Source organism: Streptomyces goshikiensis, assembly GCF_014650555.1.
GTDB classification, from domain to species: domain Bacteria; phylum Actinomycetota; class Actinomycetes; order Streptomycetales; family Streptomycetaceae; genus Streptomyces; species Streptomyces goshikiensis.
Genome location: NZ_BMVE01000012.1, coordinates 59,007 through 75,982 on the forward strand (window position 1 = coordinate 59,007; position 16,976 = coordinate 75,982).

A 16,976-nucleotide genomic window follows, 5' to 3' on the forward strand; every position below is an offset into this window, starting at 1 on the left:
CAGCGGATTCATATGGAATATCGTGCTCCGGACACAGATTCGGGGGGAAGGCTCGGGTGCATGATCCAGCACCTGCTCCCCCGTGCCTGTGACTTCGCCCGCGCCCGCTCGCGGCGGGCGCTGCGGATCCTGCCCGCGCTCGTGGCGGTGTCCACGCTGCTCAGCGTGCCCGACGCGGCCGCGGCGTCGGGCTTCGGCGTGACCTCGCGGGCCGTGCCCGACGCGGTCGCCGCCCGGGTGGGCCCGCTGTTCGAGGGGAGTCTCGACGACGGTCACTTCTGCACCGCCTCCGTGGTGCGCAGCGACTACGGCGATGTGATCGCGACGGCCGCGCACTGCCTGGACGGCCTCGACGGCGAGGACGCGGTCTTCGCCCCGGGCTACCGGGACGGCGTGGCCCCGTACGGGCTGTGGCGACTCACCGGCAGCTACATCGCCCCGGAGTGGACCGACTCCGAGGACCCGGACGACGACATCGCCTTCGCCACGGTCGCCCCGCTGGGCGGCGCCGAGGGCCAGAACGTCCAGGACGTGGTGGGCGGCTTCCGCGTCGCCGTCGCCCGCCCGGACCGCCCCACCGTCACGGTGCTCGGCTACCCGAGCAACCGGGAGGCCCCGCTGCGCTGCGCCAACGTCACGACCCTGCTGTCCGGCACGCAGCGCCGGATCGACTGCCCGGACCTCAGCGGCGGCACCAGCGGCAGCCCGTGGCTGGTGGACGGCGCGCTGGCCGGGGTGCTCGGCGGCTACGAGGCGGGCGGCACGGACCCGGACGTCTCGTACAGCGCGGTGCTGGGCGAGCAGGCCCTGAAGCTCTACCGCGAGGCAGCCGTCTCCACGGAGTGACCCCCGCCGGGCCTGCCGGGGCCCTACTCCGCGCTCTCGGCCGGCGCCTCGAACCAGGTCGGTTCGTCGCGCAGGGCCCGGTGGATGCGGTCCAGGGCGAACGGTTCCAGCGCCGGCAGGGCGTCCGGCTCGAACCAGCCCACCTCCAGCGACTCGTGGTCGTTGACCCGGGCCTCGCCGCCCGTGGCCCGGCAGCGGAAGGTGATGTCCTGGAACTGGCAGAGGTCCCCGTTGGCATAGGTGACCGGCTGGAGCATCTGTACGAGGACCACCCGCTCGGGGACGCAGCGCACCGCCGTCTCCTCGTACACCTCGCGCACCGCGGTCTGCGCGGGCTGCTCCCCCGGCTCGGCGATGCCGCCGACCACCGACCAGCGCCCGGTGTCGGAGCGCCGCCCGAGCAGCACCCGGCCCCGGTCGTCGAAGACGACGGCGGTGACGCCGGGCAGCAGGAGCAGCCGGTGCCCGGCGGAGGCCCGGATCGCGCGGATGTACTCGGGTGTGCTCATGCCCCGAACCCTACGAGGCCTCCGGCGTCCCCGCGCCGGCCGCCCGCCGGGCCCGGATCCGCCGGGTCAGGACCCAGCCGAAGCCACCGGCGGCGACCGCGAGCAGGACGTACTCGGGCAGCGGTCCGAAGCGGGTGGCCGGGGTCTCGGTGGAGCGCAGCGGGATCTCGGCGACCAGGGCGTCCGCGGTGAACATCCGCGTCTGCTGGACGATCGTGCCGTCCGGGCGGATGACGGCGCTGACCCCGCTGGTGACGGGGACGAGGACGGACCGGCTGTGCTCGACGGCCCGGATCCGGTCCATGGCGAGCTGCTGGTAGGTCATCTGGGACCGGCCGAAGGTGGCGTTGTTGCTGGGGACGGCGATGACCTGGGCGCCCGCCCGGACGGTGGAGCGGACGGCGTCGTCGAAGGCGGCCTCGTAGCAGGTGACCATGCCGACGCCGCTGCCGGCCATGTCGAAGACGCCGGGCTCCTTGCCGGGGCCGAAGTCGCGGCGCACCCGGTCCACGTCGGCGCTGAAGATCCGGACGAAGGAGCGCATCGGCATGCGCTCCCCGAAGGGCTGGATCTTGCGCTTGTCGTAGGTGTCCGTGGGGCCCTTGACCGGGTCCCACAGGATCATCGTGTTGCGCAGCGGGCCGCTCTCCGGGACGAGGACGGAGCCGATCGCGACGGGCACGCCGATCGCCTTGACCGCCTTGTCGATGACGTCGTAGGCGTCGGGCTGGGTGAACGGGTCGATGTCGGAGGAGTTCTCCGGCCAGACCACGAAGTCGGGCTTGGGGACGCGGCCGGCCTTCACGTCCTCGGCGAGCTGGACCGTGCGCTTGGCGTGGTTGTCGAGCACCGCGCGGCGCTGGGCGTTGAAGTCGAATCCGGCGCGCGGGACGTTGCCCTGGATGACGGCGGCCACAGCGGTGCCGTCCTCGGCTGCGTCCGACACCAGCGGCCGGGCGGCGAGGGCCGCGCCGATGGGGGCCGCGACGGTGAGGGCGGCGAGGGCGGCGGCCGTCCGGCGGGGGTGGGCGCGGGCGACGCGCAAGGCCTCGTACAGCCCGAAGCCGCACAGGGCGACGGCGAAGGAAAGCAGCGGGGTGCCGCCGAGGGCGGCGAGCGGCAGGAAGAGGCCGTCGGCCTGGCCGAAGGCGAGCTTGCCCCAGGGGAAGCCGCCGAAGGGCGCGCGGGCGCGCAGGGCCTCGCCCGCGACCCAGACGGCGGCGGCCCACAGCGGCCAGGCGGGGAGCCGGCTGACGAGGGCGATGCCGAGGCCGGTGAGGCCGATCAGGAGCGCTTCGAGGGTGGCGAGGGCCAGCCACGGGACGGGGCCGACGCCCTCGCTGGTCCAGACGAGCAGCGGCAGCAGGTAGCCGAGGCCGAAGAGGAAGCCGAGCCCGAATCCGGCGCGGGCGCGGCGGCCGTGGAGGCAGCCGGCGAGCAGGGCGAGGGCGAAGGGGGCCAGCCACCACAGCGGGCGGGGCGGGAAGCTGGCGTACAGCAGCGCGCCGGCGAGAACGGCGAGGACGGGCCGCGCGAACCGGGCGGCGCCGCGGCGCAGGGGGCTCGCGGGGGCTCCGTCGGCTCCGGCCTCGGCCGGGGTTCCGGCGGCCGGGGTTCCGGACCCGGCCCCGGCGCTGGTCACGGCCCCGGTCCCGGGCGCGTTGCCGGGCGCCTGGCCGGTGCCGGTCGCGGCGGTCCCTTCGCTGGTCACGGCCCCGTTCGCGGCTTCGGTACTGGCTGCCGCGGAGGGCTGCGGGGGCTCGTTCCCGGCCGCGCGGGTGACACTGCTGCTCATCTGGCGGAGTGTACGTCCCCGCGCGCCGGAGACCGGTAAACGCCTCAGCGGGCGAGGGCGCGCAGATGGGTACGGATGACGCGGACCCCGTTCTCCGCGTCGTCGACGGTGACCGTGAACAGCTTTCCGTCGCCGAGCCGCAGCTCCAGCCCCTCGCCGCGTCGGACGATGACGGCTGTGCCCTTCTCGGGGCGCCAGCGGTAGCCCCAGCCGCCCCACTGCTGGGGGGTGATCCGGGGCAGGAACTCGGCGGAGGTCACCTCGGTCAGCGAGATCCGGCGGCGCGGCAGCCCCATGTGGCCGCAGCGCACCACCATGGCCTCCGCGTCGACGGTGACGGCCACGTGGACGAAGGCGAGGGTCCCGTAGAGGATCAGCAGTCCCGCGGCGAGGCAGCCGATCACGGACATCAGCAGCGGGACGACGCCCGAGGTCCACGGGGCGTCGACGGCCAGCTCGATGCCGAGCGCCAGACAGGCGGCGCCGGCTGCGGCGAGCAGCCACTGCGCGCGGTTGGAGGCCCGGCCCGTCCACAGCGGACCCGGGGGGTGCACCGTCATGTGTAGCAGCGTACCCACGTTCCCCAGGGGCGCCACCGCCTCTGCGCCAGTCGGATCAGCGCGTGTTCCGGGCCGGGTCCGCCACCCTTGACCTCAAGGAAGCTTGAGGTCCTACGGTCGCGGACATGACCACTCACGAGGCAGTGCATATGACCTTCCCCGAGCGCTACCGCACCTCCGTGGTGCCGCACATCATGGTGTCCGACGCGGCCGCCGCGATCTCCTTCTACACCGAGGCCTTCGGCGCGGTCGAGGAATTCCGGCTCAGCCACCCGGCGGGCGGCGTCATGCACGCCGAGATCCGGATCGGCGGGGCCGTCATGATGCTCGGCGACGTCTCCGAGGGACCGTTCACCGCGCCCCCGTCGCTGGGCGGGACCTCGGTGGCCCTGCACGTGTTCGTCCCCGACGTGGACGCGCTCACCCGCACCGCCGCGGCCGCGGGCGCCGAGGTGGTGCGCGAGCCGGAGGACCAGTTCCACGGCGACCGCAACGTCATCCTCCGCGACCCGTTCGGGCACCTGTGGGTGTTCCTGACCCACCTGGAGGACGTCTCCGCCGAGGAACTGGCGCGCCGGCTCGCCGAGGCGTAGCCCGCGCCCACCGGGGCACACTGACCAGGGCGGACCGGACGGCCCCGGCGAAGCGGCGAACGGCGACTCCGTACGGTGGGTACCGGCCGCCGTACGCCCGCAACCGCCCCCGGAGGCACCGTGATTCCCCGACTCGACCGCGCCGTGGGCGCCGTACTGGGCTCGGCCGTCGGTGACGCGCTGGGCGCGCCCTACGAGTTCGGTCCGGCCGGGGAGTTGACGGCGCGCGGCGCCGAGATGCGCGGGGGCGGCGGCTGGGATCCGGGCGAGGCCACGGACGATACGCAGATGGCGGTGCTGCTCGGCGAGTCCCTGCTGGAGTGCGGCGACCTCGAACTCCCGGACGTCTTCGAGCGGTTCCGGCGCTGGGCGGCCGGTGCGCCCAAGGACATCGGGCTCCAGACCGAGGACGTGCTGACCAGCGGGCAGCCCTGGGACCTCGCGGCCGCACTGCACTTCCAGGTCAACGCCCGGGCGGCGGGCAACGGTTCGCTGATGCGGGCCTCCACCTCGGCGGTGTACTTCGCCGCCGCCGGGCGCGAGGAGTCGATGGACGCCGCCCGGCGGATCGCGGCGCTGACCCACGGCGACCGGGCCGCCTGGGAAGGGACCGCGATCCTGCACGAGCTGGTACGGGTCTGCCTGGACGGAGCCGATCCGCTGGCCGCCCTCCCCGCGACGCTCGCCGAGGTCCACCCGGACCACCGCGAGCGGTACGGCCACGTGCTCGGCCCCGACTGGCACCCGGGCCTGGCCACCGAGTTCAACGGGGCGGTGTGGCCCTGCCTCGGCTCGGCGGTGTGGGCGCTGCGTACCACCTCCGGGTTCGCGGAGGCGGTCCGGGCCGCCGTGGACCTGGGCGGGGACACCGACACGGTGGCGGCGGTCACCGGCACCCTGGCCGGCGCCCTGTACGGCCAGGACGCGGTCCCGGCGCGGTGGACGGACCCGCTGCACGTACCGCTGCCGGGGTTCGGGGACCGCGTGCTGGACGCGGCGGCGCTGCGGGACCTGGCTCGGCGCCTGGCGACCGCCGGCGTGCCGGCCGCGGGCTGACGAGCGGGCTCCGGCCGCGGGCCGTTTCGTCCCGTCAGCGCGTACGGATCACGCGACGGGCGTGTTCTCCCCGACGAGCATCCGGCCCTCGGCGTATCCGAGGGCGGTGGCGGGGAGCTGCGAGGGGCGCCCGCTGAGCAGCACGGTCAGGCCGCCGGTCCGCGGCAGGCCGGGCTCCGGCCGGGCGCCGATGCGGCGCAGCGCCTGGACGGCGACGGGTTCGGCGGAACCGTGGAAGACCGGCTCGGCGCCGCCGGTCCGCTCGGCCAGGGCGGCCCGGATGACCTCGTCGACCAGCTCGTAGTGCGTGCAGCCGAGCACCACGTCCGTGACGTCCGGCGGGGTCAGCGCTGCGGCCGCGGCGACGGCCCGTACGACCTCTTCCTCGTTCCCGTGCTCGACGGCGTCCGCGAGACCGGGGCACGGCACCTCGGTCACCCGGACCCCGGCGGCGAAGTCCCGGATCAGCCCGCGCTGGTAGGGGCTGCCGGTGGTGGCGGGGGTGGCCCAGATGGCCACCCGGCCGCCGGCGGCCGCGGCGGGCTTGATCGCCGGCACGGTCCCGATGACGGGGATCGCGGGCTCCAGCTCGGCGCGCAGGTTCGGCAGGCTGTGCACGGAAGCGGTGTTGCAGGCCACGATCAGCGCGTCGGGGCGGTGCGCGGCGGCGGCCCGGGCGACGGCGACGGCCCGCTCGGTGAGGTCGGCGGGGGTACGGGGCCCCCACGGCATGCCGTCGGGGTCGGAGGAGATGACCAGATCGGCGTCCGGCCGCAGCCGCCGCATTGCGGCGGCCGCCGCGAGGAGGCCGATCCCGGAGTCCATGAGCGCGATCTTCACCTGGTCACCTTAATCGACCGCACCCGAATCCCCGCCTTTCCGCGCCCCCGGGCACCCCGTCCGCGAGGCACGGCGGGGATTCGCCGCAGGGACACCCCCGAGGAGCGAGACACGCGCCCCGCGCTTCGGCACACTGCCGCAATGGGCCTCCTCACCGCCGCCGCCTACGCCTCCCTCGCCGCCTGGCTCTGGCTCACCCTCGCCCAGGGCATGTTCTGGCGCACCGACGTCCGTCTCCCCCCTCGCACCGCCCCCGCCCGCTGGCCCTCCGTCGCCATCGTCGTCCCGGCCAGGGACGAGGCCGGGGTGCTGGCCCGCAGCCTGCCGTCGCTCCTCGTCCAGGACTATCCCGGCGCCGCCGAGGTCATCCTGGTCGACGACGGCAGTACGGACGGCACCGCCGGCCTCGCCCTGCGCCTCGCCGCCGCGCACCCCGGCCTCCCCCTCACCGTCGTGTCCCCCGGCGACCCCGGACCCGGCTGGACCGGCAAGCTGTGGGCCCTGCGGCACGGCATCGCCCACGCCCGGGACACCGGCGCCGCGGGGACCGCCGCCGGGACCGGCCCCGAGTTCCTCCTCCTCACCGACGCCGACATCGCCCACGAACCCGACAGCCTCCGCGAGCTCGTCGCCGCCGCGACGTCCGCCGGCCTCGACCTCGTCTCGCAGATGGCCCGGCTGCGCGTCGTGACGTTCTGGGAGCGCCTCGTCGTCCCCGCCTTCGTCTACTTCTTCGCCCAGCTCTACCCCTTCCGCCGGATCAACCGCCCCACTGGCCGCACCGCCGCGGCCGCGGGCGGCTGCGTCCTGCTGCGCACCGAGGCCGCCGTCCGGGCCGGCGTCCCCGACTCCATCCGGCAGGCCGTCATCGACGACGTCTCCCTCGCCCGCGCGGTCCGCCGCTCCGGCGGGCGGATCTGGCTGGGGCTCGCGGAGCGGGTGGACAGCGTGCGCCCGTACCCCGCCCTGGGGGACCTGTGGCGGATGGTCTCGCGCAGCGCCTACGCGCAGCTGCGGCACCACCCGCTGCTGCTGGCCGCGACGGTGGCCGGCCTGGTCCTGGTCTACCTCGTCCCGCCGGCCGCCCTGCTCGCCGGGCTGGCGACCGGCCGGCCGGCGGCCGCCTGGGCCGGGGGCCTGGCGTGGCTGCTGATGTCCGGGACGTATCTGCCGATGCTGCGCTACTACCGCCAGCCCGCCGCGCTCGCGCCGCTGCTGCCGTTCACCGCGCTGCTCTACCTGCTGATGACCCTCGACTCCGCTTCGCTCCACTACCGCGGACGTGGGGCCGCCTGGAAGGGGCGCACCTATGCCCGGCCCAGCGATGCCTGAAACCGTGTCACAGCCCCTGAAACACCGTCATTCGGGGCCGCCGGATCGTGACGTTCCGTCAACAGCAAGTCGGTGCAACACACAACCGGTGAGCACGAGAAGTATCAAGACGGGACGCACGTGACGAATCGTGCACGTGAACGTGAAGTGAAAGCTGAGGCCCTGACCTGCGAATATGCAGGTCAGGGCGGTGTTGACGAACCCTCGCTATGGACCCCGTGAAGTCGTGGGCTTAACTTAGGTCCCATGACCTCCCCCCGCTCCACTTATGGCGGCGGTTACTACTCCGCGCCCTCCTTCACGGACACCCCCATCTACGACTCCCTCGTCGCCGAACGCGGCACGCCGCAGATCGCCCCGATCCGCGTCCCCGCCGCCTACGACTCCCCGAGCGCCGGATATTCGAGCGGTGGTTATCTGCCGGCCCTCGCCTCCGCCCTGCCGGCCCTGCCCCCGGCAGCGCCCCAGCAGCAGGCTCCCGCCTACGGCTACCCCCAGTACCAGCAGCAGGCCGCGCCGCAGCCGATGCCGCTGCAGAGCGCGCCGGCCCCGTACATCCCGCAGCAGCAGCCGGTGGCGGCCCGCGCGGGCTACGCCCAGCAGCCGCAGCAGCCCCGGCCGGTCGCGACCGGCACCGGGTACGAGGCCATGCGCCCGGCCGCGGCGGCCCCGCGCCCGATGCAGCAGGCACCGGTCCAGGGCTCGTACGAGGATCCGTACGGCCGCCCGTACCAGGGGCGCGGCTACTGACGGGCGGGGCAATACTCCCTCGGCCCGCACGGCGGTCGCCTGGCAAGATGCCCTCATGGCGAACTTGTATGTCCAGGCCCTCCACGTCCACCCCGTCAAGTCGGTAGCGGGGACTGCTCCCGACGAGGTGGCCGTGGAGCCCTGGGGGCTGTCCGGGGACCGCCGCTGGGCGGTGGTCGACAGCGAGGGTGCGGTGATCACCCAACGCCAGCAGGCGCGGCTGGCCTTGGCCTCGGCCCGTCCGCTGGAGGGCGGCCGGGTCGCGCTGTCCGGTCCGGGGATGGCGGAGCTGGTCGTGGAGGTGCCGGAGCCCGGGCCGCTGGAGCCCGTGATGCTGTTCGGCAAGAAGGTCGAGACCGTCGTGGCGGCGACCACCGCCGCCGACTGGTTCTCCGCGTTCCTCGGGCTACCGGCGCGGCTGGTGCACATGGACGAACCCGCCGTCCGCCGGCCCGTGGACCCGGACTACGCCCTGCCCGGCGAGACCGTGAGCCTGGCCGACGGCTACCCGCTGCTCCTCACCACCCTCGCCTCGCTGGACGCGCTCAACGGCCTGATCGCCGAGGGGGACCATCCCGAGGAGGGCCCGCTTCCGATGAACCGTTTCCGCCCGAACGTGGTGGTCTCGGGCGCCGAGGCGTGGGCCGAGGACGACTGGCGGCGAATCGCGATCGGCGACGCCGTCTTCCGCGGCGTGCGCGAGTGCGGGCGGTGCATCGTCACCACCACCGACCAAACGACGGCGGAGCGCGGCAAGGAGCCGCTGAAGACGCTGGCGCGGCACCGGCGCATCGGGAAGTCCCTGGCCTTCGGGCGGATGCTGGTCCCGGTCCGGCTGGGCACCGTACGCGTGGGCGACGAGGTCCGCGTGCTGGAATAACACCTTCGAGGGGCTCCGCACGCCTTCCGGAACCAACGTGCCCGACCACGCCGTTGGAGCTTTCAGGACGTGTGGACACCCGCGTGGAATCTCACGCGAGCCGGTGCGGGGGAACGTGCACCGGATCGGGTGACACATGTCCCGCGCGTCCCGGAATGCGCGTCCGCCGGGCGTGCGGGAGGCTGGGACGCGCAGGCAGGCGGAGACTGGCGGAGTAGGGGGAGCCGGACCGTGCGAACAGCAATGGGTGTCTGGCGTTGGCGGCGCAATCCGCTGCGCCGGCCGACCGATCTCTTCGAGGCGTGGGTGGCGTTCGCCGCGCTGGTGTGCTTCCTGGTGGTGGCTCCGGCCATCGGCTGGGCAGCGGGCCTGCAGGTGGACGGGACCCTTCAGCGGGCCGCGCGCGAACAGCGGCAGGAGCGGTACCTCGTCCCGGCGGTGGTGGTCCGGCCGGGCCCGGCGCCGCTCGCCGAGGCGTCCGCCGAACCGGCGGCGCCGCGGCAGAACCCGCAGCGGACCCGGATCGTGGCCGCGTGGACCGCGCCCGACGGCAGCAGCCACCAGGGCACCGTGCCGGCCGCGGAGGAGCCGCCGCAGACGGGCGACCGGTTCCGGATATGGACCGATACGCGGGGCGAGGTGGTGGGGCGGCCGCTCGACCCGTCCTCCGCCTCGTTCCACGCGGGCACGGCCGGCCTGGCCGCCGCCCTCGCGGCGGCCGCACTGGCGGAGACGGTCCGTCGGATCGTCGTACGAAGGCTCATGCATCGGCGGTACATACGGCTGGACCGCGCCTGGGCCGCGACCGGGCCGGACTGGGGCCGGGCGGGTGCGGGCAGCTGACCTGGCAACTCCCGGGCCCGACGCGCGCTACGGTGGAGAGCCAGTTCGGTCGCTTCAGTCGCTTCGGCAGCTTTGAGCTGCTTCCGACGCTTCGGCAGCGCGAGTACGAGGGCGGGGGCACGACAGCACCATGGCTCAGGGCACGGTCCAGGTGACGCACGGCGGGGCTTCTCGGTGGCGGCGCCGCTCCGGTGAGTATCCGACTCTGGCGGCCGCGCTCGCCGTCGCGGGCGACGGGGACGTCCTGTCGATCGCCCCCGGCACCTACCGGGAGAACCTGGTGCTGGAGCACGCCGTCACCCTGCGCGGGCCCGAGGGCTCGGTGGGCTCGGTGCGGATCGCCCCGCTGGACGGGGTCGCGCTGACGCTGCGCGCCTCGGCCGTGGTCCAGGACCTGCACGTGGAGGGCCAGGACCGGGCGGCGCCCGCCGTGCTCGTGGAGGACGGCACCCCCGAGCTCACGGACCTGCGGGTGAGCACCCGGTCGGCGGCCGGCATCGAGGTCCGCGGCGGCGCCCGGCCCCTGGTGCGGCGGTGCACCGTCGAGAACCCGACGGGCGTCGGGATCTCCGTCCTGGACGGCGGCGGCGGGGTGTTCGAGGAGTGCGAGGTCGTGGCCGCCGGGCAGACCGGGGTCTCGGTGCGCGGCGGCGGCCATCCGCGGCTGGAGCGCTGCCGCATCCACCACGCGACCGGCGCGGGCATCGGCGTGACCGGCGAGGGCTCCGGCCTGGAGGCGCTGGGCTGCGAGGTGTACGAGATCAAGGGCGCCGGGGTGCAGATCGCCGCGCGCGCCGCCGCCCGGCTCACGGACTGCTCGGTGCACCGCACCTCCGCCGACGGGGTCACCCTCGACACGGACGCGGTGCTCACGCTCGCGGGGTGCGACATCCACGACATCCCGGAGAACGCGGTGGACCTGCGCTCCCGTTCGGTGCTCACGCTCAGCCGCACCACCGTCCGCCGGTTCGGCCGCAACGGGCTGTCCGTGTGGGACCCGGGCACCCGGGTGGATGCCGAGTCCTGCGAGATCCACGACAGCACGGGCGACTATCCGGCGGTGTGGATCAGCGACGGGGCCACCGCCTCGCTGGACTCCTGCCGGGTGCACGACGTGCCGGACGCGGTGTTCGTGCTCGACCGGGGCTCGCGGATCGACGTCGTGGACAGCGACCTGTCCCAGGTGCGGAACACGGCCGTCTCCGTGACCGACGGGGCCACCGCCCGGCTGGAGGACTGCCGGATCCGGGAGGCCGCGACCGGCGCGTGGTTCCGCGACCACGGCAGCGGCGGCACCCTCGCCGACTGCACCATCGACGCGGTGCAGACGGGCGTGATCGTCACCAAGGGCGCCGATCCGGTCCTGGAGCGGTGCACGGTCGGCTCCCCCGCCGAGGCCGGTTTCTACGTCTCGGCGCGCGGCCGGGGCACCTTCACCGCCTGCCGGGTGACGGGCAGCTCGGGCTTCGGTTTCCACGTCCTCGACGGCTGCCGCACCACGCTGACCGGCTGCCACACCGAGCGCTGCGCGCGCGGGGGTTACGAGTTCGCCGAGGACGGGCCCGTCGCCGAGCAGTGCACCAGCGACGAGTCCGGGCCGAGGATCACCGCCCAGTCGGCGCTTCCCGGCGGGCCCGCCGGGGAGCGCGCGGGCATCCGTACGGCCACGGCGGCGCCGGGCGGCGGCGGACCCGCGGCGGAGGTCCCCGCGCCGCGCCCCACCCTCCGCGCGGACCCCTCTGCGGCCGCCGCCGGGGCGGCAGCCGCCGCGCGGGACTCCGGGGCCGCCCTGGGGCAGCTGGACGGGCTCGTCGGGCTGGACAGCGTCAAGCGGGAGGTCCGCGCCCTCACGGACATGATCGAGGTGGGCCGGCGGCGGCAGCAGGCGGGCCTCAAGGCGGCCTCGGTGCGCCGGCACCTGGTCTTCACCGGCTCCCCCGGCACCGGCAAGACCACGGTGGCCCGGCTGTACGGGGAGATCCTCGCCTCCCTCGGGGTGCTGGAGCACGGCCACCTGGTCGAGGTGTCCCGGGTGGACCTGGTCGGCGAGCACATCGGCTCCACCGCGATCCGTACGCAGGAGGCCTTCGACCGGGCGCGCGGCGGGGTGCTGTTCATCGACGAGGCGTACGCGCTGGCCCCGGAGGACTCGGGCCGGGACTTCGGGCGCGAGGCGATCGACACCCTGGTGAAGCTGATGGAGGACCACCGGGACGCGGTGGTGGTGATCGTCGCCGGGTACACGGCGGAGATGGACCGGTTCCTGACCGTCAACCCGGGGGTGGCCTCGCGGTTCTCCCGGACCATCACCTTCGGCGACTACGGGCCGCAGGACCTGCTGCGGATCGTGGAGCAGCAGGCGGAGGAGCACGAGTACCGGCTGGGCGAGGGCACCTCCGCGGCGCTGCTGGCGTACTTCACGGAGCTGCCCAAGGGGCCGGCCTTCGGCAACGGCCGCACCGCGCGCCAGACCTTCGAGTCGATGGTCGAGCGGCACGCGGGGCGGGTGGCGCAGCTGTCGGAGCCGACCACGGACGAGCTCACCCTGCTGTTCCCGGCGGACCTTCCGGTGCCGGCGGCCGGGGTGCACTGACGCCGGGGCGCGGACGCTGCGCCGCGCGCTCCGCGGCGTGCTCCGCGGCGCCGGGTGGGCCCCCGCGCTGGTGCGGTACGTCGGCCCGCGCGGCGGCGGCGAGCCGTACGAGCAGCCGGTCGCGTTCGACGGCGAAGGCCGGGTCCGCCTGGTAGGCGGAGTGGCCCAGGATCGGCGCGGGCAGCGGGTGGCGGGCGCTGCGCCCGTAGGCGACGGGATCGGCGAGCGGCCCCCGGTCCACTTCCCCGGCGCCGCCGGAAGCGGTGCCCGTGGCCGGGGCGAGCCGTACCGGGCCGCCGATCGGGTCGGTGGCCCGCCAGAGGTTGCGCCAGCAGTCGACCTCGCCGTGCAGCGCGGTCAGCGGGCCGCGCCCGAAGTACGCCGGGAACCAGCGCCCGTAGAGCCGGCCGAGCGGCGAGCCGTACGTCAGCAGCGCGACGCGGCGGCGGGCCCCCGGCGGCAGCTGCCAGACGGCGGCGGCCGCGAGCACGCTGCCCTGCGAGTGGCCGGAGATCACCAGGCGGCCGCCGGTGCGCCCGGTCCAGCCGGTCATCCGCCAGGTCAGGTCGGGGACGGCCCGCTCGGCGTAGCAGGGCGGGGCGAACGGGTGGGCGGCGCGCGGCCAGAAGGTGCCGACGTCCCACAGGATGCCGATGGTGCGGCGGGCGGCCGGGTCCCGGTAGGCGCGGCGGCCCCAGGCGACGAAGAGGAGGAAGCCGAACCCTATGAGCCAGGACCCGGTGTCCTGCGCGGCGCGGGCGGCGCTCTCCAGCAGCGGGTGGGTGCCCCGGGCGGCCTCGCCCGGGACCTGCCCGCTGAACCAGGCTCCGGCGAGCGCGCCCGCGCCGAGCAGCAGGGTGACCCCGGAGACGGCGCCCACGAACCAGGGCGCGGAGTCGGTCAGCGCGGCGGCGGCCCGGGCCCCGGCGATCTGCCGGCTGCGCGCGCGGTCCGGCGGCTCGCCGGGGTACTCGGCGGCGACGGTCGCGGCGAGCCGGCGCCGCTCACGGGCCCCGCGGATGGCGAACCAGGCGGCGAGCAGGGCCAGTACGAGGAGCAGCGGGGGCAGTACGGCGGCCTGCCAGGACAGCAGCACGGGCGGCCCGGGCAGCGGGGCGTCGGCCATCCCGGGGGTGGCCCCGCCGTCGAGCCAGTCGGCCACGCTCCGCGCGACGCCGCCGGACATCACCCCGCCGAGCGCGCAGCCCAGCATGGCGACGGCCGGCCCGCCGAGGCCGCGCAGGGCGGCGTCCGGGTCGGGCGCCGCGCGGTGGAGGCGGCGGGCGACGACGGCCAGGGCCAGTACGCCGCAGCCCTGGGCAAGCATGAGCGCGCCGAAGGCGAAGTCACCCGGGAGCCCCCCGGTGGACTGCCAGCCGGGCCGCGACCAGCAGGCGTAGCCGAGGACGGCGACGAGCAGGGCGAGGGCGCCGCCCGGCAGCAGGGTGATCGCGGCCCGGTCGAGGCGGTGGTCGGGCCGGGCCTCGGTGCGGCCGCGCCGGCAGACGACCCAGGCCACCGTGACGGCCCCGGCGACGAGCAGCGCTTCGACGGCCCAGCCGAACGCCGCCGGCCCGGGGGCGCCGGCGCGGCGGTCGTGGCGGGCGACGGGTGCGGCGACGGCCGCCGCGACGGTGAGCAGCCCGGCGGCGGTGTGCGCCGCGCGCAGCCGGGCCACGAGGCGGCGTCCGTACCAGAACCCGGGCCGGCCGAGGGCGGGCGCGGTGTCGTCCAGGGCGTCCGGGTCGCCGGTTCCGGCGGGCGGCGACTGGGATTCGTAGGCGCTCCAGGTGCGGTTCGACAGGTACCAGAGCAGCCCCGTCAGGGCGGCGGGGACCAGTGCGCACAGGGCGAGCCGGCGTCCGGGCTGGCCCCACCAGCCGCCGTCGGCGGCGAGGAACGCGAGCCGGGAGCGGGAGCCGGTGCAGGTGGCGGTGCCGGCGCACTGCCAGGCGAGGAGATCGAGCGCGACCTCGCAGGCGGCGGCGATCAGCAGGACGGTGAGGCTGAGCGCGAGTATCCGCACGAGCAGGCCGTACGTGCTGACCGTGCGCGGGGATTTCGTGGTGGCGGGCGCGGCCGGGCGGGCCCAGTGGGCGAGGTTGGCCACCATGAACGGCAGGAGCAGCAGCCACAGGGCGCGGGTGCCGTTGCCGGAGGTCAGGCGGGACCAGCAGTAGGCCTCGGGCACGGGCCGGCCCGCGTAGCGCTCGGGGTGTTCCTCGGCGTCGGCGTCCTCGGTGCGGCGGAAGACGGCGGCGGTGGAGTCTCCGGTGATCCGGACGGTACGGGGATCGCCGAGCAACTCGTCGGGCGCGGCTCCGGCGACCCCGTGGACGAGGAGCTCCAGGGCGAGCGGAGCCGCCCCCGGGGGCGCGGGGGCATCGGCTGAGGGGGTATCGGGTGAGGAGACCTCAGATGAAGGGTTCTCAGGTGAAGGGGCCTCAGGTGAGGGTGCATCGGGTGAGGGGATGTCGGGCGTGGGGGTGTCCGGCATTGCGGCCTCCGCTCGCGGGGCGTTGTCCAGCATCCCGCCCGCCGGCCGGCCGAGGAGCCGGAGTCTTCTCCAGGGCTCTGGCCGGTACGGACTTCTGACGGGAGCTCGGCTATGGTGCCCGCACACCCGGCGCGCCACACTCGGCACACCGCACCCGGCGCGCCACACTCGGCGTGTCACACCCGCCGCGTCACACCTCAGGGGGAATCTCCATGGCTCGCCGACTCCGCCCCGTGGGGCTCGACTTCGCCGAGGTCGCCCCCGTCCGGCACGTCTTCACGGCCGAGGTCGCCGCCGCGCCGGACGCGGTGTACCGGGCCCTGGCGGAGCAGGTAGAGGGCTGGCCTCGGTGGTTCAAGGCGATCACCCTGGCCCGGCCGACCGACGGGGGCGCGGGCCGCGAGATCAGGCTGGCGGGCGGGGTCCGCTTCCACGAGACCGTCATGGCCAAGGACCCGGGGCAGCGCTACGCCTACCGGGTCGACGAGACCAACGCCCCCGGGATGCGGGCCCTGCTGGAGGAGTGGCTGCTCACCCCGTCGGGCACCGGAACGCGGGTCCGCTGGACCTTCGCGACGGACGGCCCGGCCCCCTTCCGCCTCGCCCTGGCCGCCGCCCGCCCCGCCCTCGGCCGCTCGTTCCGCTCGGCGGTCCGCGCCCTCGACGCCCGCCTCGCCACCGACCGCCCGGCGGGCAACTGCTAGGGCGGGGCCGGCCGGCCCGGCGGGATCAGGCGGTCGGCTCGCGCCAGACGCCCGTGGTCATGAGGGTGTCGAGCGTCTTCGCGTACGGGGCGATGTCGAGGCCCTGTGCCGCCAGCCAGTCGTCGGAGTAGTACTTGTCGAGGTAGCGGTCGCCCGGGTCGCACAGCAGGGTGACCACACTGCCGGTGCGGCCCTCCGCCACCATCTCCGAGATGATCTTCAGGGCGCTCCACAGTCCGGTGCCGGTCGAGCCGCCCGCCTTGCGGCCTATGGCGTGTTCCAGCGCGCGGCACGCGGCCACGCTCGCCGCGTCCGGCACCTTCATCATCCGGTCGATGGCGCCCGGCACGAAGCTCGGCTCCATGCGCGGCCGGCCGATGCCCTCGATGCGCGAGCCGCAGTCGCTGCTCGCGTGCGGGTCGCCCAGCGTCCAGCCGTCGAAGAAGCAGGAGTTCTCCGGGTCCGGGACGCAGATGCGGGTGTCGTGCTGCATGTAGTGCACGTACCGCGCGATGGTCGCGGAGGTGCCGCCGGTGCCGGCCGTCGCCACGATCCAGGCGGGTTCGGGGTACCGCTCCAGGCGCAGTTGCTGGTACATGGATTCCGCGATGTTGTTGTTCCCGCGCCAGTCCGTCGCGCGCTCCGCGTAGGTGAACTGGTCCATGTAGTGGCCGCCGGTCCGGGCCGCGAGTTCCGCCGACGCCTCGTACATCTTCATCGGGTCGTCGACGAAGTGGCATTCGCCGCCGTGGAATTCGATGAGGCGGCACTTCTCCGGGCTGGTCGTCCTCGGCATGACCGCGATGAACGGCACGCCGATCAGCTTGGCGAAGTACGCCTCGGAGACGGCGGTCGAGCCGCTGGACGCCTCGATGACGGGGCGGCCGGGGCGGACCCAGCCGTTGCAGAGGGCGTAGAGGAAGAGCGACCGGGCGAGGCGGTGCTTGAGGGAGCCCGTGGGGTGCGTGGACTCGTCCTTGAGGTAGAGGTCGATGCCCCAGGCCTCGGGGAGCGGGAAGCGCAGCAGGTGGGTGTCGGCGGAGCGGTTGGCGTCGGCCTGGACCTTGCGGACGGCTTCCTTCAGCCAGGCGCGGTAGTCCGCGTCGCTGCGGTCGACGTCGACGGTGGTGACCGTCGCGCCGGTTCTGCCGGTGTTGCCGGTGGTGCTCATTCGCCGT

Annotated in this window: 15 protein-coding genes; 9 read left to right on the forward strand and 6 right to left on the reverse strand. The window is 75.1% G+C overall.

What is annotated here, in order from left to right:
• Positions 1-60: 60 nt before the first annotated feature.
• Complete coding sequence (locus IE248_RS28180) at positions 61-846, forward strand: trypsin-like serine peptidase (RefSeq protein ID WP_073797542.1); 786 nt, start codon at positions 61-63, stop codon at positions 844-846.
• Positions 847-869: 23 nt separating this feature from the next.
• Here the strand turns inward: IE248_RS28180 and IE248_RS28185 are convergent, their stop codons facing one another.
• The 3 genes from IE248_RS28185 to IE248_RS28195 are packed head-to-tail and all read right to left on the reverse strand — an operon-like array spanning position 870 to position 3,710.
• Complete coding sequence (locus tag IE248_RS28185; protein ID WP_037797074.1) at positions 870-1,355, reverse strand: NUDIX hydrolase; 486 nt, start codon at positions 1,353-1,355, stop codon at positions 870-872.
• Positions 1,356-1,365: 10 nt separating this feature from the next.
• Positions 1,366-3,150 (reverse strand): apolipoprotein N-acyltransferase, encoded by a 1,785-nt coding sequence (gene lnt / locus IE248_RS28190; RefSeq protein ID WP_229895574.1) that lies wholly within the window; start codon positions 3,148-3,150, stop codon positions 1,366-1,368.
• Between the two features lie 44 nt (positions 3,151-3,194).
• Positions 3,195-3,710 carry a hypothetical protein gene (locus tag IE248_RS28195; protein ID WP_037797077.1) on the reverse strand — a complete coding sequence of 172 codons (516 nt, stop codon included), beginning with the start codon at positions 3,708-3,710 and terminating at the stop codon, positions 3,195-3,197.
• Between the two features lie 125 nt (positions 3,711-3,835).
• Between IE248_RS28195 and IE248_RS28200 the strand changes: the two genes are divergently transcribed.
• Both IE248_RS28200 and IE248_RS28205 read left to right on the forward strand, forming a co-directional pair.
• Positions 3,836-4,303, forward strand: a complete 468-nt coding sequence (locus IE248_RS28200) for a VOC family protein (protein WP_229895575.1) — start codon at positions 3,836-3,838, stop codon at positions 4,301-4,303.
• Between the two features lie 123 nt (positions 4,304-4,426).
• Complete coding sequence (locus IE248_RS28205) at positions 4,427-5,359, forward strand: ADP-ribosylglycohydrolase family protein (RefSeq protein ID WP_073797583.1); 933 nt, start codon at positions 4,427-4,429, stop codon at positions 5,357-5,359.
• Between the two features lie 48 nt (positions 5,360-5,407).
• Here the strand turns inward: IE248_RS28205 and IE248_RS28210 are convergent, their stop codons facing one another.
• The gene (locus IE248_RS28210; RefSeq protein WP_073797540.1) at positions 5,408-6,199 is read right to left on the reverse strand and encodes a glutamate racemase; all 792 of its coding nucleotides are present in this window, start codon (positions 6,197-6,199) and stop codon (positions 5,408-5,410) included.
• 141 nt (positions 6,200-6,340) lie between these two features.
• On the opposite strand from IE248_RS28210, the gene IE248_RS28215 reads away from it, so the two are divergent.
• From IE248_RS28215 to IE248_RS28235, 5 genes are all read left to right on the forward strand, one after another.
• Entirely contained in the window at positions 6,341-7,531 is a 1,191-nt protein-coding gene (locus IE248_RS28215; RefSeq protein WP_190032069.1) for a glycosyltransferase, read from the forward strand.
• Between the two features lie 246 nt (positions 7,532-7,777).
• Positions 7,778-8,281: a DUF6643 family protein gene (locus IE248_RS28220; RefSeq protein ID WP_008742245.1), complete on the forward strand. Its 504-nt coding sequence runs from the start codon at positions 7,778-7,780 to the stop codon at positions 8,279-8,281.
• Positions 8,282-8,336: 55 nt separating this feature from the next.
• On the forward strand, positions 8,337-9,161 hold the full coding sequence (locus IE248_RS28225; RefSeq protein WP_073797538.1) for an MOSC domain-containing protein: 825 nt from the start codon (positions 8,337-8,339) through the stop codon (positions 9,159-9,161).
• Positions 9,162-9,404: 243 nt separating this feature from the next.
• Entirely contained in the window at positions 9,405-10,004 is a 600-nt protein-coding gene (locus tag IE248_RS28230) for an Rv1733c family protein (RefSeq protein ID WP_063781008.1), read from the forward strand.
• Between the two features lie 130 nt (positions 10,005-10,134).
• Entirely contained in the window at positions 10,135-12,597 is a 2,463-nt protein-coding gene (locus IE248_RS28235; protein ID WP_190032070.1) for a right-handed parallel beta-helix repeat-containing protein, read from the forward strand.
• On the opposite strand, the gene IE248_RS28240 is transcribed toward IE248_RS28235, so the two are convergent.
• Positions 12,545-15,094, reverse strand: a complete 2,550-nt coding sequence (locus IE248_RS28240; protein ID WP_229895576.1) for a hypothetical protein — start codon at positions 15,092-15,094, stop codon at positions 12,545-12,547. The two genes, IE248_RS28235 and IE248_RS28240, sit on opposite strands and share 53 nt — an antisense overlap.
• Positions 15,095-15,306: 212 nt before the next feature.
• Here IE248_RS28240 and IE248_RS28245 point away from each other — a divergent pair, with 212 nt between their 5' ends.
• Positions 15,307-15,798 carry an SRPBCC family protein gene (locus IE248_RS28245; RefSeq protein WP_190032071.1) on the forward strand — a complete coding sequence of 164 codons (492 nt, stop codon included), beginning with the start codon at positions 15,307-15,309 and terminating at the stop codon, positions 15,796-15,798.
• A 25-nt stretch (positions 15,799-15,823) separates the two neighbouring features.
• Here the strand turns inward: IE248_RS28245 and IE248_RS28250 are convergent, their stop codons facing one another.
• The gene (locus IE248_RS28250) at positions 15,824-16,969 is read right to left on the reverse strand and encodes a PLP-dependent cysteine synthase family protein (protein ID WP_008742240.1); all 1,146 of its coding nucleotides are present in this window, start codon (positions 16,967-16,969) and stop codon (positions 15,824-15,826) included.
• Between the last annotated feature and the right edge of the window lie 7 nt (positions 16,970-16,976).

Bases quoted from the DNA above. Each gene is read 5' to 3' on its own strand.
- IE248_RS28220 (WP_008742245.1), top strand. From the start codon at position 7,778: ATGACCTCCCCCCGCTCCACTTATGGCGGCGGTTACTACTCCGCGCCC.
- IE248_RS28250 (WP_008742240.1), bottom strand. From the start codon at position 16,969: ATGAGCACCACCGGCAACACCGGCAGAACCGGCGCGACGGTCACCACC.
- IE248_RS28225 (WP_073797538.1), top strand. From the start codon at position 8,337: ATGGCGAACTTGTATGTCCAGGCCCTCCACGTCCACCCCGTCAAGTCG.
- IE248_RS28195 (WP_037797077.1), bottom strand. From the start codon at position 3,710: ATGACGGTGCACCCCCCGGGTCCGCTGTGGACGGGCCGGGCCTCCAAC.
- IE248_RS28180 (WP_073797542.1), top strand. From the start codon at position 61: ATGATCCAGCACCTGCTCCCCCGTGCCTGTGACTTCGCCCGCGCCCGC.
- IE248_RS28200 (WP_229895575.1), top strand. From the start codon at position 3,836: ATGACCACTCACGAGGCAGTGCATATGACCTTCCCCGAGCGCTACCGC.
- IE248_RS28245 (WP_190032071.1), top strand. From the start codon at position 15,307: ATGGCTCGCCGACTCCGCCCCGTGGGGCTCGACTTCGCCGAGGTCGCC.
- lnt (WP_229895574.1), bottom strand. From the start codon at position 3,150: ATGAGCAGCAGTGTCACCCGCGCGGCCGGGAACGAGCCCCCGCAGCCC.
- IE248_RS28230 (WP_063781008.1), top strand. From the start codon at position 9,405: ATGGGTGTCTGGCGTTGGCGGCGCAATCCGCTGCGCCGGCCGACCGAT.
- IE248_RS28215 (WP_190032069.1), top strand. From the start codon at position 6,341: ATGGGCCTCCTCACCGCCGCCGCCTACGCCTCCCTCGCCGCCTGGCTC.
- IE248_RS28240 (WP_229895576.1), bottom strand. From the start codon at position 15,094: ATGCCGGACACCCCCACGCCCGACATCCCCTCACCCGATGCACCCTCA.
- IE248_RS28185 (WP_037797074.1), bottom strand. From the start codon at position 1,355: ATGAGCACACCCGAGTACATCCGCGCGATCCGGGCCTCCGCCGGGCAC.
- IE248_RS28235 (WP_190032070.1), top strand. From the start codon at position 10,135: ATGGCTCAGGGCACGGTCCAGGTGACGCACGGCGGGGCTTCTCGGTGG.